The following is a 17,745-nucleotide window of genomic DNA, read 5'->3' as shown; positions in this document are numbered from 1 at the left end:
GGATATCAAAAAATACCATTTGATATCCTCTTTTACTTATCGCTATATTTGCCAAATTATGAAAGAAGATAAAGAAGACTATTCATTTTGGACAAAATATAAGCGCTTTGCCACTACAGAGGTTCTCATGTACCTGATTATGGCAGTAGGTATTGGTGTGGGTATTATCCTTTTAAGCTAAGAATAAGCTTTAAGTTATCATTTTGAACAACCTCACTTATAAATTCCTGAAATTTAGCATAATCTGCAGCTTTATACATACCTTCTTTAATAGATAATATCCTGTAATAGATCAACTTATTATCCTCTTTCTTTACTTCTAAAGTATAAGAACCAAACTCATTTTTAATATGCACAGATTTGGGTTGAAATTCAGGTACAATATCCTGATCTAAGGTGTAAGAGATATGATCAACATCTGTATAACCTGAACTGATATATAAGGGTAGAACCCGGTTTCTGATAAATGGAATACTCTTTTTAACATTTAGCAGATTTGGGTTTAAAAATAACTTACCATTGTTTACAGGTGCGTAATGTCCGACGTTTATCTTTAGATCTTCTGTGAAAATGATCTGGTCTTCATCTTTTTTGAACGCTATCTCATCAAAATTGATATTGTTCACATCGTATATCTTCCTTAATGCATTTTCCCTGTCGTTTTGAGATTTATTGAGCAGGTATGTATGATTTTCATACTGTTCTCCTTTAAACGTGGTCGTTACATTTCCCTTAAGATTACCTTCTTTAGAAAGTACAAAAGAAGCTTTTCGTTCCTGAAGGCTGTTTTCGGCATTATATTTTGGCGTTTTCAGTAATTTTCCGCCATCTTTTGTACAAGCTAATACCAAACGGTTGCTGGTAAAACTCCCTAAATACCCAAAAGGAATTTCCTGATCGGTGCATTCTAGCCAAGTGGTATCACCTTTTAAAGGCAAACAAAGTATAATGTGATTTCCCTGTTCCATACTGGCAAATGATGAGATCAGATCTTTTTTGTTATTGCCGGCTTCAACAACACAATAGTAAGATTCTATATTTACCGCATCCAGTAGGCTCTGCATGTAATTTACAAGTCCTTTACAATCACCATAGCCTAATTTATCTACGTCTGAAGCAAAAGAAGGCTGCAAACCGCCTATACCCAGCTGAACGCTGATGTATCTGGTTTTTTGCTGCATATATTTATATATTTTTTGTGCTTTATCACGGTCGGTTTTTTCTTTACTTACCAGTTCTCTAATAAAGTCTTTAGTTGGAGCGGGTAAATCCTGTCTGTTTTTTAATAAATTATCGTAAGTAATTTTTCCAAGTTCATCCCAGTTACTGTAACTGCCCTTTAAATTATAATATACGAAGTCTTTAGGTGCCACTTTTATGCTGGTCAGAAAAACAGCTGCATTTGGGCTGTAATCTTCCTGTTTTATGGCAGCCACGTTTTCTACAGACCATTTTAAAACTTTCTGTTTATCGGTAAGAACTTCTTCAGGTGTTCTGTTATAATTAGCAGAATGAATGCGTAATTCATCTTTTGGATTGCAAATGAACTGATAAGTACTTTTTTCGGCAGCAATGTCATAACTTGAGATAGGTCGCCACTCGGGTATAACCAGATTCTGTTTATTGCGAATTTCATAGGTATAAACAATGGTATAAGGATATATGTTAACCGCCGGGCTGTAATATTTAACCCTGCTGTCTTCATATAAAGAAAAATTACTTACGGCGCTTTCATCTTTGAAATTACTTAAAGAGAACTTGCTGGTCAATTTGCCAAACTCATCATAAATCTCTCCTTTAACGCCTTTAATAGAAGTATTTTTATCATAAAACAGCGCTAGTGAAGCATGATCATCTCCATTTTTGTTAAGGATCGTAATTGCTTTTTTAACCGTTAACATTACATTGTCTGTTGAACGCATATCAACCGTTGTTTCACTCTGTCTTATAATTGCGGTAGCTCTGTTTTTTAAAGCCTGAGGTATGGTTTCTGCACTAAAATTCTGTGCATTTGCATAAAAAACACTAATTACTGATAATATGGATAATAATATTTTTCTCATTACTTGGCTTTAGTTAATAAAATCTCAGTTTTCTGTGCCTGTATGATTCTGTTATAAAATTCTTTAAGCGCAAAATATTCCTCTGCGCTGTAAATAGGTTTATTTAAAGTAAATACCTGGCTAATCATCATGCTGCCATCATTAACAGTAGTTTGCAACAGATACCTGCCACCGTTATTAGGCAATGAAACCGCAATTTCTTTAGGTGTTTCTTTTACTTTGTAATTTTCAGGAAGTTCCAAATTAATGGTAGTTCTCTCTTCATACTGCGCTCCAAGATCTACCGGATAATTTCTCTCTTTTAATTTGAAAGGATTTTTCTTTATCGGATTAATAAAAAATGGACTGAAATAAGATTGATCTGCATTTTGCATATTCTGAACAGTAAATTCTAACTGATATTCTTCTTCCATGAGAAGATCTATACTGTCTATATTTTTAATCGAAAAATCTTTGATTTTAATACCAGATAATTTTTCTTCCAGTTTTTCTACATACTCATCTAGTGAAGAATATTTTTTAATGTTTTTCCGGGTACTTAAGGCGTCGTAACCATTACTGCTGGAAGTTAATTTGCCGGTAATTTTTCCATCCTTGCCTAATTTTCCGTTAAAGAAATGAACACTGGTGCTTTTTTTATTGGCTTTAAGATCAATCCAGTATGAGGGTTTTTTCAGATTAATTACCCTTCCCTGATCATTTACACATCTTAAAGGCAGTAAACCGAATTGAATTAGTGGCTCTGTGGCGTCTAACAGATAGCTTTCGCCATCAATATTGGCTTTGGCAATTACATAGTTGAATTCGCTGATTACCGGATTTATTTTACTCACCATACCATTATCTCTGGTAGATAAGATCACAGCTTCCACATCAATATTAGCAGCAGACAAAGCTGCTATTAATGATAAATTAATTTCTGCTGAATTTCCTGAACGGCTTTCCAATACAGATTTAATACTTTCGTCGCCATATTTTGAGTAAATGTTGTTCCATTTAATTTGTTTTTTGATGTAGTCAAAAATGGCTTTTGCTTTCTCCAGTTCTGTACTGGCATCTTTAGTGATGTTAGGTACAATATCTTTAAAAACATCTTTTCGTTTAAGATGGCCACCAAAATTCTTATCATCTACCAGTTGCATTTCTACATCTTTCCATGTGCTGGTGTATTTCTTTCTTGAACCGTTTAAGTAAAATACCTCTGCCAGTTCAAAATAAATAGCCGATTTGTAGTTTGCAGCCGAAGTCATGTACTCTTCTTCTATAAAAGCAGGTATATAGTTCATCGTATAAGTTAACTTAGAACAGTCCATATCCACACCAGAAACCCTTAAACATTCACGAGATATTTCGGCTTTTGAATCACTAAGTTTATAAAAACCTCTTAGTGTAACGTTATAATTGTAGTTTGAAGGAATATAGGCAATATATGTGCTTTTTAATTTTGGAATATCTGTTTGGAATTCCCAGGTTCTGTAATTAAAGAGGTAAGGGCTTTCTATGGTATATTTATACTCAATAATAGAATTGTCTTTAATATTGGGTAGGGTAAACTTTACCAGCGTAACATATTTATTCTTGTTCTCGCGAAAGATGTTGTTCTTATTCAGGACACTTTCATTGTAAGAACCATTTGCATAATTAAAGGTTGAGGCTGTAAGATTGGAAATGTATTCCTGCTGATCGTTCCCTGTGCCATATCTGTATAGGGGCACTACAATATCGGCAGACTTAGCACCGTCTTTATTGAAAATCTTGATTCTGGCATGATAATCATGAACTAATTTCATATTTCCCGTTTGCGAATCAAATATGAATCTGGAAGTACCGTACTCATTAAGATATATGGCATTGGCATTACTGTCTAAAGTACTTTTGCTAAAGCTTTGCTCAGAATCTTCAATATCTCCATAGGAGAAATCCTGTGCGTATGCACCAAAAGAGAAGAATACGCAAGCGATAATTAAGATCTTATACATAAAATAGTTTGTTAGTTTGTGATGGTTAAATGTGCAATTTACATTTTATTTGATAATTGAGGCTTTTTAAAGAAAAAATAGCAAGTAACAAAGGTTTTTAGCACCTTTGAATATTAAGTTTTTTATCATGAAATTAAACCTGAGACGCCCTTTGGCATTTTTTGACCTGGAAGCTACCGGTATTAACGTAGGTATAGACAGGATCGTAGAAATAGCCGTTTTAAAAATTATGCCCGATGGAACAGAGCAGATATTGACCAAAAGAATAAACCCTGAAATGCCGATTCCCTTGGCTACATCATTGATCCATGGCATTTATGACGAAGACATTAAAGATGCACCTGTTTTTGGTGCTATAGCGCAAGAAATAGCCGATTTTATAGCAGATGCAGATTTAGCGGGTTATAATTCAAACAAGTTTGATATTCCGATGCTTTTAGAAGAATTTTTACGTGTAGGGATAGATTTTGATATGAACGACAGGAAGTTTGTAGATGTACAGAATATTTTTCACCAAATGGAACAACGTACACTAAAAGCGGCCTACAAATTCTATTGCGAGAAAGAGCTGATCAATGCACATTCTGCCGAGGCTGATATAAGAGCAACTTACGAAGTGCTTTTGGCTCAACTTGAAAAGTATAAAGAGGCTGAATTTGAAGATAAGAGCGGAAAAAAATCGGTTCCTGTGCAGAACAATGTAGATGCGCTTCATGAATTTACCAATATGAACAAATCGGTAGATTATGCCGGACGTATTGTATATAACGAAAAAGGAGAGGAGACCATTAACTTTGGTAAGCATAAAGGACGTACATTGGAAAGTATTTTTGATACAGAGCCCAGTTATTATGCCTGGATGATGCAGGGAGATTTTCCTTTGTTTACCAAGAAAAAACTGGAAGATGTGTGGAAAAGATGGTCTAAAAAGAAAGAAGAGCAGAAACAAGCTACCAGAACCCAAAAACCACAACCTGCAAAACCAGTTACCAATGATATGCTGGAACAGTTAAAAATGAAATTTGGTAAATAAAACATCAGCTATGAAATGGAATAAATTATTTTATGCCGCAGTTTTTACGGTATTAACTCTAACAGCTCAGGCACAATTAAGTGTTGGACCTGAGTTTGAACAAGCTTATCAGAAAGGTACCCGAGATAGAAGTGGTGCTCCTGGTAAAAATTACTGGCAAAATACGGCCAATTACGATCTTAAAATAGATTTTAATCCCGAAACGCGTTTGCTTAAAGGTGAAGTAGAGATTGTTTATACCAATAACAGTCCTGATGTTCTGAACGAAATCTGGTTTAAGCTTTATCCTAATCTTTATAAGAAAGGAACGCCAAGAAAAAGTAAGATCAGTGAAAGCGATCTGGGTGATGGGGTTCAGATTACTAAAGTTTTGCTGAATGGACAAGCTCAGGAAATTGAGCGTTTGGTTATTGACGGCACCAATATGCACATGACAATACCTGCATTACAACCCGGCAAATCTTTGAAATTTAAAATAAGCTACAATTATACTTTAAACAAAGGTTCTCATGTGCGTACCGGACAAGTAGATGAAGGCGCCCATTTTATAGCATATTCATTTCCACGCATAGCTGTTTATGATGATATAGATGGCTGGAACAAATTTCCTTATACGGGTTCTGAAGAGTTTTACAATGATTTTTGCAATTTTAAAGCTGCCATTACCGTACCACAGAACTATGCGGTATGGGCTACAGGCGATTTGTTGAATGCCAAAGAAGTTTTTACCAAAAATGTACTTGAAAAATACCTGCTGGCACATCAAACAGATGATGTAGTAGATGTGATAGATAGTGTTACGCTTGCGCAGCACAAGGTTACAGCTCCAAAACCGTACAATACCTTTAAGTTTGAAGCAAAAAATGTGGTCGATTTTGCTTTTGCAACCAGTAACCATTATTTATGGAAATCTACCAGTTTGGTAGTAGATCCGAATACGCAAAGGCGTACTCGTGTAGATGCTGTTTTTAATGCTCAACATAAAGATTATTATGAGGTAATTGATTTCGCCAAGAAAACGGTGCACGCCATGAGCTATTCATTTCCTAAATGGCCTTTTCCATATAGTCATGAAACCGTTTTTGATGGTTTAGATCAGATGGAATACCCAATGATGGTAAATGACAATCCGGTTGATAACAGAACAGATGCCATTACCTTAACCGACCATGAAATTTTTCATACCATGTTTCCTTTCTATATGGGAATAAACGAAACCAAATACGGCTGGATGGACGAAGGTTGGGCAACCATTGGCGAATGGCTAATATCTCCAATGATAGATAACAGTATTGTTGACGATTATGGAATTGCTGCTACAGGATCTAGTTCTGGAAGTAAAGATGACACCCCGATCATGACCCTTACCCCTGATCTTAAAGGTTCAGGAAGCTTTACCAATTCTTATCCTAAACCTGGTTTAGGCTACCTTTATATCAAAGATTATTTGGGTGATGAACTGTTTACCAAAGCTTTGCATCACTATATTAAACTGTGGAATGGTAAACACCCCATGCCATATGATTTCTTTTACAGTATGAATGCAGGTTCAGGTAAAAATCTGGACTGGTTCTGGAAACGCTGGTTCTTTGAGGGTGGCGTGTTAGATATGGCTGTAAAATCAGTAAATAAAACAGCAGAAGGCTATGCTATTGAAATAGAAAATAAAGGAACGAAACCACTGCCTATAGATTTAACCTTAAGCTACGAAGATGGTTCTACCGAAAAAATACACCATACTATTGGCGTATGGGAAAGCGGTAATAGCATTTATAGCTCAAATGTAAAATCAGTTAAAAAGCTTAAAAAAGTGGTGATGGGTAGCAGCCACGTGCCCGATAAAAATAAAAAAGATAATGTTTATGAATTAAATTGATTTTATTTACTTCATAATGCAACAAAAGGCACTTTTTAGTGTCTTTTGTTGTAAATGGAGCTATTCAAAACATTTAAACCTCAAAATAGTCTGTTGCAAAAATATGTAAGTTATTACTACATAGATATTGCCAGTAAGCCAGAGTATTATAATGAATATACCTGTTATCCGCATTATAACAGCACAGTTTCTATTTATAAAAATCATAGCTGTACCTTACTTAAAAATCATAGTATTATAGAATATGACCATCATGCGCAGCCCCTACAAATATTTACCCCTTTACGCGATGATATTTTAAGTGTCACGCAAAAAGGTCCAGTTTATAAGATTGCTATTGTTTTTGAGCCTTTTGGTATTAACCAGTTCATAACCAATCCCTGTCTTACAGATCGTAAGGTTTCGCCAGACTTTAGACTTTTTTCTGCCCAAGAAATTGATGTATTGTTAAGAGAAACCAATGAAGAAAAATTAGTTGCGTTGTTGGATCATTACTTGCTTGCTAAATTCAACGAAATAACTCATCCTTATATAACCTACGCTTTAAAAGCCTTTCACGATTCAGAAGGAGAATGTTTGATAGATGATCTGGCAGAGAAAAAGATAGGTATCAGCAGAAAGCAATTTAATCGATTATTTAAGCAATATATAGGTGTTTCACCGCAAACTTACCGTTCAATTGTGCGTTTTAGAAAATTGATGCACTATAAGTTATATCAAGATAAATTGCAGAATTATACGATGTTGTCGGCAGAGGCACATTATGCCGATCAGTCGCATTTCATTAAATCTTGTAAGAAACTAACCGGACTTACACCTTCTCAATTCTTTAATAAGGGCAAGCTCATAGGTTCTGAAGATACCTTTTGGAGTTTTAAGAGCTAATGTCCCAATTGTACAATTACCAGCCTATGTGTTGTGCTAACTTTGGATCATCATTAGAAATTAATTCAAAGAATTATGAGAAAGATTTTTATCGTATTGTTATTCTCTCTGTGCACACTTTCTTTGAAGCAAACTTATGCACAGAGTTACCGAAAGCTTACAGATAGTGCATTACATGTGATGTGGGCCGCAAAAGATACGACAGGGTATCGCAAGTCATTAAACTTATATGAAGAAGCTTTTAAAGCATATCCGCAAAATGTAGATGAATCAGCATTGTATAAATCAGCCGTACTTTCAGGAGAACTTAAAGAAATAGATAAATCTTTTGGTTACCTGGAGCGTTTGTTAGCCCTTAACAATGAAAAGAATAATACCTGGAGAAGCATTACCGGGAAATTTGCTAAGGAGGAATATAAGAACTTGCTTACAGACCAGCGATGGCCTTTACTGGTAAAAAGGGCAGAAACCTTAAAAACTATTTTTTTTAATGATTTGGCTCAAGCTCAGGCAGAATTTCAGGAGAATAACTGGAAAAACTTAAAACTTGCTGAAATCAAGGATGGAAAAACATTATACAAGCGTATAAGATCTTTTAATCAATTTAAGCCTAAATCTAAGCAGAATTACTCTATTAAATTTAAGGTAAAAGACAGCTTATATACTTCTTATTATGTAAGCCTTCCGCCAAAATACAATCCTGAAAAGAGCTATGCGGTATTATTTTTTCTGCATGGAGCAGTTCAGGGTAATTCATTATCTGAATTTCAAAATGCGGATATTTTACAAGGGTGGAACAGGTTTTATACCAAATATGCTACCTTAAATGATGTGATTATGGTTTATCCTAAGGCTTCTCGTCAGTACAACTGGATGATGCCAAACGATGGGTTTTTTATGATCCCTGCCATGCTCAAAGAACTAAAGCAGTCTGTTAATGTAGATGATGATAAAGTGTTTATTACGGGGCATTCTAACGGTGCAACGGGATCATTCTCTTATTTAATGAAACAACGAAGCCCATTTGCCGGCTTTTATGGTTTTAACACCCGTCCGGTAGTGAGAACAGGTGGGACTTTTATCTTAAATATTAAGAATAGATCTTTTTTTAATGTATCCACAGATCAGGATTATTATTTTCCGCCAGAAGGCAATGACAGTCTGAATGTAATCATGAAATCGCTTAAGGCAGATTATCAGGATCATCGTTACAACGGCTTTCCGCACTGGTTTCCACAGTTTGATGAATCTGAAGCAGTATATCCTTTAATTTTTAAAGATATAAAGGCCCGAAGCAGAATGCCTTTTCGTAAGCAGATTTACTGGGAATGTGATGATATTAATTATGGTAAAGCAGACTGGTTACATGTTACAGCTTTAGATACGAATCAGAAAGCAGCTAACTGGCATAAAACCATTAACTTTAATATCCACAGGTTATTAGCTTACAATAAGGCCAATGAGCTTGTAGCTAAAGATACCTTGCTAAGTGCTTTTAACTTTCCGAGAAAATCAGGTGTTGTGAAAGGTTATTATAGCAGCAATACGTTTCGTATAGAAACTTCAAGGGTAGGGGCTTTAAAAATATTCATATCTCCCGAAATGGTTGATATGGACAAACCTGTATGGGTTTATGTGAACGGTAAATTAAAAGCCAAATACAAACCTTTGTATAACAGAGATTTTATTATTAGAAATTTCAATGAAAATTACGACAGGAAAGCTTCATGGGCAGATGAGCTGTTGATCAATGTAAATTAAACCCATTGAAGATAGAGGTTGTCTGAAATTTTCTGCCATCTGATTTGTTTCAGAAGCTTGATTTCAGACAACCTATGTTCATATTTATTCCAGTTCCTTTTTTATGATCAGATTTTTGTTTTTACGCTCCGATTTTCTCTTTTCTGACTTTACTTTTCGCTGGTACTTGTCATTGTTCCCGATACACATTTTGCATTCTGCAAGATGTGAACCTTGTTTAATCATGATCCCGTTCATGGGACAAGTTTCATAACCACAGTTATGCTTTGAATACTTACCAAAATTTTGATGTTTTATCTTCTTATTACGAAGTATATTTTCTTGGTTAACTCTTATTTTTCTCCATAACTCTTCTTTATCCGCATTGGTTAACTCTAATCCCAAAGTGATTACTTTGATATAAGTCCAAGGGTCTTTTATTTGAAGGAATTCAAATGTTTTTTCGAAATACTTATTTGCGTAATCTCTAACTTGAATTTTCTGTTCAATGGTTAAATTTTCATTTTCAGAAAGTGAACGATATAAGCCTAAGGTGTTAAAATCTGAATAGTTTTTGTAATTGTCTATAAAGAAGAGGTATTCTTCAAGGTTTAATGCATTAAATTTTTTGCCGATTTCCATGGTTGATTTGTTTGGGGCAATGGTTTAGCATATTGCTGAATTTAATTAATATTTTTCAAAAATTGGATAGAAAGGTTTTTCAATAGAACCTTCGTCACTGATGAGCTTGCTCAATACAGGATCTGCCAGTATTTTTTGTAATGTAGTGCTTTTACCGTTCAGGTAAACTTTGTTTTGTACAAGACGTAAACCATGACTGTAATCTGCCCAAGTGTTGCTGTGCTTATTGTAAACGGGTTGTATAGGTTTGCTATCGGTTTTATGCCAGCCATAGATTACTACTCTGGGGCTATTCTCGCCATATATCTTATTAGAAATGATGATATCTTTTTTATTGCCGGCAGTAAGCAGACCGTTTAAATGTGCCTTATTGAAACCAAATAACTGATCTTGTACCAATAGGTTGTGTTTTTCAAAAACAGCAACCGTAGTCATGGCTTTTGTAGGTGGAATAGGCTGTGGTTCAAGTTTGATTTTTGCATGCTGATAAATGAGATCAACAAGTTTTTTTGTAGGGAGACTGCAATGGCTCAAGTTTGCAATCTTTTGTGCCAGAATAGGGGTTACGGGCATGTACAGATAATCCTCATTTGTTCCTATAGACAGATAATCTGGCAGCACAAAAATGTCTAAAGTATAAGGTTTGTTTGCCAGTGTATCCGTAATGCTGATCTTAACTAGCTTTCTCAAATAATCAGGAATATTGCCTTGAGCTATCGCTCTATAAATGGTCTCTTCACGATTTAATAGAGAACGGGTAGTATCTGCAATCTGTTCTGAAAAAGTAGTGGCAGAAAGCTGACTTTTACTCTTCTTTAACTTTAATTGTTGACTATAGCTTATTGAATATAAATTTGTTAATACTAATAATATAAATAAAAACTTTCTCATACTTCGATGATAGATGATTGTAAGAAATCAATGTTTCGTTTAAGTCCGCTAAACTTGGTACGCTTTACAGGAGAATTCTTGAAAACACGTTTAAAGACCTCATCGGTCATTTCAACCAATTCGGCTTTGTTAAATTCTAACAGCTCTTCTTTAGGTTTAAATTGTTCTTCTTGGTGCGGAGTTGAGAACCTGTTCCAAGGGCACACATCTTGGCATACATCACAACCAAACATCCAATTGTCCATTTTACCTTTAAATTCCTGAGGTATTTCGTTTTTAAGTTCTATGGTGAGATAAGATATACAACGGCTTCCATCAATGGTATATGGGGCTACAATGGCATTGGTAGGGCAAGCGTCTATGCAACGTGTACACGAACCACAGTGATCGGTAGGAAAAGGATCATCGTAGGCCAGTTCAAGGTCTATAATCAGCTCTGATAGGAAAAAGAAAGAACCCACCTGTTTGCTGATGAGATTGGCATTTTTACCAATCCAGCCCAAACCCGATTTTTTGGCCCATGCTTTATCTAAAACCGGTGCTGAATCTACAAAGCAACGACCATCTACTTCACCAATATTTTCACGAATAAAAGCCATCAAGGCCTGAAGCTTATCTTTAATTACACTGTGGTAATCTGTGCCATAGGCATATTTAGAAATCTTTGGGGCGCTTGCATCCTGTTGCTTTAAATCAGTAAAATAATTTAAGGTGAGCGATACCACAGATTTTGCGCCTTCAACCAGTAAGCGTGGATCAAGGCGTTTATCAAAATGGTTTTCCATATAAGCCATCTCGCCATGGTGGTTGTTTTTTAACCACTTTTCTAGACGTGGGGCTTCTTCTTCCAAAAATGTTGCTTTAGATATGCCACAAGCCATAAAACCCAAGCGTAATGCTTCGTTTTTAATCATCTGACTATATGTGGCTGCCTTATTGAACATGAAAGACAAAGATAACCATTCATGAAAAACTATTTAATGTATTTACCTGTTTAAAATAGGGTAATATTAAAAAACGGAGGCGATCATGGAAAATAGAGAACAGAATGACAAAAGGCAAAAAGATCATGTTGAAACCAATTATGAAGCCCATAAGGATAATCCGGCACCCGGACCTACCGTAAACGAACCGGATACGGAAGGCGCAGGGCAGGCCATGAAATGGATTATACCTATTGTGGTGATCATATTATTAGCTATTTGGTTTCTTTTCTTTAGAAACACCGGCACAAAATAGGTTTAACTTATAGATATTATTTCAGGTATTTTACTTGATAAAGATCTTGTCGTCTGTCTTTAAGTGTTTTTACGGTACCGAAATGGTGCAATTCATCCAATAAATGTAAATCTACATCTACCACTAACATCATTTCTGTATTTGGAGTGGTTTCTGCTTTAACCGCATTTGTAGGGAAAGCAAAATCAGAAGGGGTAAATACAGCCGATTGCGCAAACTGAATATCCATATTATTTACCTTTGGCAGATTACCCACACAACCCGCTATAGCTACATAACATTCGTTTTCAATTGCTCTGGCCTGAGCACAATGCCTTACACGCGTATAGCCATTTTGCGTATCGGTTAAAAAAGGAACAAATAAGATCTGCATCCCTTGATCTGCATATATTCTACTCAGCTCCGGAAATTCTACATCATAACAAATTAAAATACCTACTTTACCACAATCGGTATCAAATACACCTATTTGGTCACCGCCGCTCATACCGTAGTATTTCTGCTCGTTAGGTGTAATGTGTATTTTACGGTAATCTTCTGTTAATCCGTTTCTGTGGCAAAGATAAGTGGCATTGTACAATTTGCCGTTCTCTTTTACGGGCATACTGCCACTAATAACGTTCACATTATAAGAAACAGCAAGCTCTTGTATCTTTTCTACAATTTCTGCGGTAAAATCGGCCAGTTTTTCCATGGCTTCTTTCTCTGGCAAGTGATTGTAAGGTTGAAGGAGAGGGGTATTGAAAAACTCGGGAAAGACAATAAAATCAGATTGATAACCACTTACGGCATCTACAAAAAATTCTACTTGTTCATAAAAAGCATCAATGTTATTGAATACCCGCATTTGCCATTGCACTAAACCTAACCTGATAATTTTCGCAGATCTTGCACTCACATCATCCTGATAGTAGATGTTATTCCATTCTAGCAGGGTAGCATATTCTTTGGATTCAAGATCGCCTGGCAAATAGTTTTTCAGGATTTTGCGGACGTGGAAATCATTAGATAACTGGAAAGTTAATGTAGGATCGTATATCTCTTTGATCTTAACCTTATCAATATATTGTCTAGGTGTAAGCTCTTTGGCGTATTGATGGTAACCGGGAATGCGACCACCAGCAATGATGCTTTCGAGGTTGAGCGATTCGCATAATTCTTTACGGGCCTCATATAAGCGACGCGCTAATCGTAAACCACGATACTCTGGATGTACAAAAACTTCTATCCCATAGAGCACATTACCTTTTGAGGTATGTGTTGAAAAAGAATATTTTCCGGTAATCTGCTCATAAGTATGGTTGTCGCCAAATACATCATAGTCAACTATAATACTAAGTGCGCAGGCTACTACTTTGTCATCAACGGTAATACAGATTTGTCCTTCGGGAAATAGGCGGAGTAATTTCTGGATATTGGATTTGGGCCAATAGCCGTTTCCACTGTCGTGGTAGGCTTCCTGCATCGATTCGCGGAGCCCGTCATAATCATCAATAGTTAGTTTTCTGAGTTCAATGTTCATATATCATACGAACAATAAGAAACAAAAAATGTTTAAGAAGCTTTTTAAAAAATTGTCTATTCTGTTATGCTAAACCTTATAAGTAGTACGTCACCCTGAACTCGTTTCAGGGTCTATATTCTTCAGGAAAGATGCTGAAATAAATTCAGCATGACGTATTAATTTAAGGGCACTAAGGTTGTCACATTGAGCCTGTCGAAATGTGGTTTTTTGCTAAAATAAATAGGCTTCGACAATCCCGATAGCTATCAGGACAGCCTGACACATTACTTGCTATTAAGATACTGAAACAGCTTGTCCCGAATTATCGGGAAGTTCAGCATGAAGTGGGGGAAAGAGCATGACACTTTTTATTTGAACACCTTATAAATTAGCGCGTCACCCTGAATTTATTTCAGGGTCTATATTCTTCAAGAAAGATGCTGAAAGAAATAGGCTTCGACAGGCTCATCCTGACACACTATTTGCTATTAAAGATGCTGAAATAAATTCAGCATGACGGAGAGGAGGGAAACGGTTAAAATTGAACTAAAAAAGTTTACCGGTTTGGCCTAAACGGGTTCTGTTTAAATGCTTATAAGCCGCATCGGTAACCTCACGACCACGGGCAGTACGCATTAAATAACCTTCCTGTATCAAGAAAGGTTCATAAACCTCTTCAATAGTACCATCATCTTCGCCTACGGCAGTAGCAATGGTTTTTAAACCCACCGGGCCACCCTTAAATTTATCGATAATGGCCAAAAGAATTTTGTTATCCATTTCATCGAGACCATGCTCATCTACATTTAATGCCGATAGGGCATATCGGGCAATTTCTGTATCTATTTTACCATTGCCTTTTATCTGAGCAAAATCTCTGGTACGGCGTAACAACGCATTGGCAATACGTGGTGTGCCACGGCTGCGGCGTGCAATTTCATAAGCACCTTCTTCTGTAGTAGGTGTATTGAGAATAGCTGAAGAACGCAATACAATGGTAGTAAGTAATTTTGCATCGTAATAGGCCAAACGAGAATTGATGCCAAAACGAGCACGTAATGGGGCTGTAAGTAAGCCTGAACGTGTAGTGGCACCTATTAAAGTAAAAGGGTTAAGACCAATCTGTACCGAGCGGGCATTGGGACCACTCTCAAGCATGATATCGATCTTAAAATCTTCCATGGCCGAGTACAGGTATTCTTCTACCAAGGGCGAAAGACGGTGTATTTCATCTATAAATAAAATATCGCCACTATCTAAATTGGTTAGTAAACCTGCCAGATCTCCCGGTTTGTCTAAAACGGGGCCTGAGGTAACCTTAATATTTACGCCCATTTCATTGGCGATGATATGGGAGAGGGTAGTTTTTCCTAAACCTGGAGGGCCGTGTAACAGCACATGGTCTAAAGCTTCGCCACGTAGTTTTGCGGCTTTAACAAAAATCCTGAGGTTCTCTAAAATTTTATCTTGTCCGGTAAAATCTTCAAACTCTTGCGGACGCAATGCTTTTTCAATATCGCGTTCTACCGGGCTTAAGTTCTCAGATGATGGATCAAGATTTTCGTTCATACAACAAATATAAGTTTTTTGTACTGTTTTAATGTAAATAGTCCCGACTGTAATGGCATCTTCCAAAAATTTTGTTTTTGGAAATACAATGTAAGGCGGGACTATCTGTAAATATGTGCAGCGGTTTTGCGCTACACCAAATATTAACTGAATTTGGCAGAAACCTTGGCTTCTTTAATTCCGTTGCTGTAATCGTAAAACCCTTCGCCAGATTTTACGCCTTTTTTACCGGCGGTTACCATGTTTACCAATAGTGGGCATGGTGCATATTTAGGGTTACCAAAGCCTTGATGTAATACATTAAGAATAGCTAAACATACATCTAGGCCAATAAAATCTGCCAGTTGCAATGGGCCCATAGGGTGCGCCATACCTAATTTCATTACGGTATCTATTTCGTAAACGCCTGCTACACCTTCATATAACGAATAAATAGCTTCGTTGATCATTGGCATTAAAATACGATTAGCTATAAAACCAGGATAATCGTTTACTTCTACAGGTACTTTATCCAATTTCTCAGACAACTGCATAACAGTTTGAGTGGTTTCGTTACTGGTTGCATAACCTCTGATCACTTCAACCAATTTCATGATAGGCACAGGGTTCATGAAGTGCATGCCAATTACTTTATCGCCACGATTGGTTACCGATGCAATTTGTGTAATGGAAATAGAAGAAGTATTACTTGCCAAAATGGTTGATGGCTGCGTAAAGGCATCTAAATCTCTGAAGATTTTAAGCTTAAGATCTATATTTTCTGTTGCAGCTTCTACTACCAGATCTACCTTTGAAACGCCTTCTTTTAGATCGGTATAAGTAGTGATATTGTTTAAGGTTTGGGTTTTATCTTGTTCTGTAAGTGTACCTTTTGTTACCTGACGGTCTAAGTTTTTTTCTATGGTTGAAAGCGCTTTTTTTAAGGCATCTGCATTAATATCGATAAGGTTAACTTGGTATCCGAACTGGGCAAATGTATGTGCGATACCATTACCCATGGTTCCAGAGCCTATTACTGCTATATTTTTCATGTATTAAGATTTATAGGGGTTTGTTAAGGTGCTAATCTGTTAATTTTCCATTTACCATCAATCAGTTTGTAACTGATACGATCGTGCAAACGGCTTGGGCGGCCTTGCCAAAATTCTATGGATACAGGTTTTACAATATACCCGCCCCAATGCGATGGCTTAGGAATAGTCTTGCCCTCATATTGCTGGCTAAGCTCTTGTACACGTTGTTCTAAAAGATCCCTGTTTTCAATGATCTGACTCTGTGGTGATGCAATTGCACCAATCTGGCTGCCTGTAGGGCGTGAGATGAAGTAAGCTTCGGAAGTTTCTTTATCTAATTTTTCAACCGTACCCTCAATACGTACCTGACGTTCTAATTCTGCCCAAAAAAACACCAAGCAGGCCTGCGGATTTTTTTTGAGTTCTTTGCCTTTCTGGCTCAGGTAATTGGTGTAAAAACTGAATCCTTTTTCGTCAAATCCTTTTAACAGCACAATGCGGGCATTTGGACGGCCACTTTTGTCTGCTGTTGCCAGGGTCATTACGTTGGGTTCGTAAATCTGTGCATCAACTGCATCTTTAAACCACTTTTCAAATTGTTGAATGGGATTTTTTACGATATCTTTTTCACTTAACTGCGCCGATTTATAATCTTGTCGTAAGTTTTGTAGCATTTCTTTTGTGAGCTCCATGACACAAAAATAGGGTTTGTATATTTATTTTACTAAATTTCGCAAATGTTAAGTCCATTAAAGCCATCAATAGGTAAATTATTGATCTCTGAGCCCTTTCTTAACGACCCTAATTTTAGGCGATCGGTAGTTTTGCTCACAGAATGTAGTGAATTTGGCGCAATGGGTTTTGTATTGAACCAACCCAGTAGCTTGTTGCTTAAAGATTTAATAGCTGATTTAGGAGAGACTGATTTTAAGATCTTTATTGGCGGCCCTGTTGAAATAGATACCATACATTTTTTACATAATTGCTTTGACAAACTGGGAGGTGAGCAGATTGCTGAAAACGTGTATTGGGGCGGCGACTTTGAGTCTTTGAAACTGCTGATCAATAACAATTCTATTCAGGCTGATGAAGTAAAATTCTTTCTGGGTTATTCGGGCTGGGAGGCTGAACAGTTAAAAGATGAAATAGAAATCAATACCTGGATTGTTTCTGACCAGTTTGGTAAAGAAATTGTTTTTTCTAATAATGAAGAAGAGCTGTGGCGAGAGGTAATTATTAACCTGGGTCCTAAGTATGCGCATATCAGCAATTTTCCTCGAGACCCAAGTTTGAATTGAAATTTGTAGCTAT

16 protein-coding genes are annotated in these 17,745 nt (G+C 36.5%); 7 read left to right on the top strand and 9 right to left on the bottom strand.

The features are described from left to right. The first annotated feature begins 58 nt into the window (after positions 1-58). Positions 59-181 (top strand): hypothetical protein, encoded by a 123-nt coding sequence (locus MMF97_RS14610; protein WP_262916129.1) that lies wholly within the window; start codon positions 59-61, stop codon positions 179-181. Here MMF97_RS14610 and MMF97_RS12575 read toward each other — a convergent pair. Both MMF97_RS12575 and MMF97_RS12570 read right to left on the bottom strand, forming a co-directional pair. Continuing rightward, positions 165-2,063: a DUF3857 domain-containing protein gene (locus MMF97_RS12575; RefSeq protein WP_243362769.1), complete on the bottom strand. Its 1,899-nt coding sequence runs from the start codon at positions 2,061-2,063 to the stop codon at positions 165-167. The genes MMF97_RS14610 and MMF97_RS12575 overlap by 17 nt on opposite strands. Next, complete coding sequence (locus MMF97_RS12570; protein WP_243362768.1) at positions 2,063-4,042, bottom strand: DUF3857 domain-containing protein; 1,980 nt, start codon at positions 4,040-4,042, stop codon at positions 2,063-2,065. The genes MMF97_RS12575 and MMF97_RS12570 overlap by 1 nt, the downstream gene beginning before the upstream one ends. Before the next feature lie 127 nt (positions 4,043-4,169). On the opposite strand from MMF97_RS12570, the gene MMF97_RS12565 reads away from it, so the two are divergent. The 4 genes from MMF97_RS12565 (at position 4,170) to MMF97_RS12550 (ending at position 9,597) form a co-directional block, all read left to right on the top strand. Beyond that, positions 4,170-5,075: a 3'-5' exonuclease gene (locus MMF97_RS12565; protein ID WP_243362767.1), complete on the top strand. Its 906-nt coding sequence runs from the start codon at positions 4,170-4,172 to the stop codon at positions 5,073-5,075. A gap of 10 nt (positions 5,076-5,085) precedes the next feature. Then, complete coding sequence (locus tag MMF97_RS12560; RefSeq protein ID WP_243362765.1) at positions 5,086-6,951, top strand: M1 family metallopeptidase; 1,866 nt, start codon at positions 5,086-5,088, stop codon at positions 6,949-6,951. A gap of 54 nt (positions 6,952-7,005) precedes the next feature. Continuing rightward, positions 7,006-7,836 (top strand): helix-turn-helix domain-containing protein, encoded by an 831-nt coding sequence (locus tag MMF97_RS12555; protein ID WP_243362763.1) that lies wholly within the window; start codon positions 7,006-7,008, stop codon positions 7,834-7,836. A gap of 75 nt (positions 7,837-7,911) precedes the next feature. Continuing rightward, positions 7,912-9,597 carry an alpha/beta hydrolase gene (locus MMF97_RS12550; protein ID WP_243362761.1) on the top strand — a complete coding sequence of 562 codons (1,686 nt, stop codon included), beginning with the start codon at positions 7,912-7,914 and terminating at the stop codon, positions 9,595-9,597. 84 nt (positions 9,598-9,681) lie between these two features. On the opposite strand, the gene MMF97_RS12545 is transcribed toward MMF97_RS12550, so the two are convergent. The 3 genes from MMF97_RS12545 to queG are packed head-to-tail and all read right to left on the bottom strand — an operon-like array spanning position 9,682 to position 12,053. Then, positions 9,682-10,218 (bottom strand): hypothetical protein, encoded by a 537-nt coding sequence (locus tag MMF97_RS12545; protein WP_243362760.1) that lies wholly within the window; start codon positions 10,216-10,218, stop codon positions 9,682-9,684. A gap of 45 nt (positions 10,219-10,263) precedes the next feature. Further along, complete coding sequence (locus MMF97_RS12540; protein ID WP_243362759.1) at positions 10,264-11,109, bottom strand: hypothetical protein; 846 nt, start codon at positions 11,107-11,109, stop codon at positions 10,264-10,266. Then, positions 11,106-12,053, bottom strand: a complete 948-nt coding sequence (queG, locus tag MMF97_RS12535; RefSeq protein WP_243362758.1) for a tRNA epoxyqueuosine(34) reductase QueG — start codon at positions 12,051-12,053, stop codon at positions 11,106-11,108. The genes MMF97_RS12540 and queG overlap by 4 nt, the downstream gene beginning before the upstream one ends. An 85-nt stretch (positions 12,054-12,138) precedes the next feature. On the opposite strand from queG, the gene MMF97_RS12530 reads away from it, so the two are divergent. Continuing rightward, the gene (locus MMF97_RS12530) at positions 12,139-12,348 is read left to right on the top strand and encodes a hypothetical protein (RefSeq protein ID WP_243362757.1); all 210 of its coding nucleotides are present in this window, start codon (positions 12,139-12,141) and stop codon (positions 12,346-12,348) included. Between the two features lie 16 nt (positions 12,349-12,364). On the opposite strand, the gene MMF97_RS12525 is transcribed toward MMF97_RS12530, so the two are convergent. The 4 genes from MMF97_RS12525 to pdxH all read right to left on the bottom strand — a co-directional run bounded on the left by MMF97_RS12525 (position 12,365) and on the right by pdxH (position 17,126). Next, entirely contained in the window at positions 12,365-13,870 is a 1,506-nt protein-coding gene (locus tag MMF97_RS12525; RefSeq protein ID WP_243362756.1) for a bifunctional GNAT family N-acetyltransferase/carbon-nitrogen hydrolase family protein, read from the bottom strand. A 528-nt stretch (positions 13,871-14,398) separates the two neighbouring features. Next, a complete protein-coding gene (gene ruvB / locus MMF97_RS12520; RefSeq protein WP_243362754.1) occupies positions 14,399-15,421 on the bottom strand; it encodes a Holliday junction branch migration DNA helicase RuvB in 1,023 nt (340 codons plus the stop codon). Positions 15,422-15,564: 143 nt separating this feature from the next. Further along, positions 15,565-16,452 (bottom strand): 3-hydroxyacyl-CoA dehydrogenase family protein, encoded by an 888-nt coding sequence (locus MMF97_RS12515; RefSeq protein ID WP_243362752.1) that lies wholly within the window; start codon positions 16,450-16,452, stop codon positions 15,565-15,567. Positions 16,453-16,475: 23 nt separating this feature from the next. Beyond that, positions 16,476-17,126, bottom strand: a complete 651-nt coding sequence (pdxH, locus tag MMF97_RS12510; protein WP_243362751.1) for a pyridoxamine 5'-phosphate oxidase — start codon at positions 17,124-17,126, stop codon at positions 16,476-16,478. A gap of 45 nt (positions 17,127-17,171) precedes the next feature. Here pdxH and MMF97_RS12505 point away from each other — a divergent pair, with 45 nt between their 5' ends. Then, positions 17,172-17,732: a YqgE/AlgH family protein gene (locus MMF97_RS12505; protein ID WP_243362749.1), complete on the top strand. Its 561-nt coding sequence runs from the start codon at positions 17,172-17,174 to the stop codon at positions 17,730-17,732. Positions 17,733-17,745: the final 13 nt, after the last annotated feature.

This window comes from Pedobacter montanisoli (assembly GCF_022809115.1).
Lineage (GTDB): Bacteria > Bacteroidota > Bacteroidia > Sphingobacteriales > Sphingobacteriaceae > Pedobacter > Pedobacter montanisoli.
Note: the sequence above shows the minus strand (reverse complement) of the source record. Positions and strands in the feature narration are given on the sequence as shown.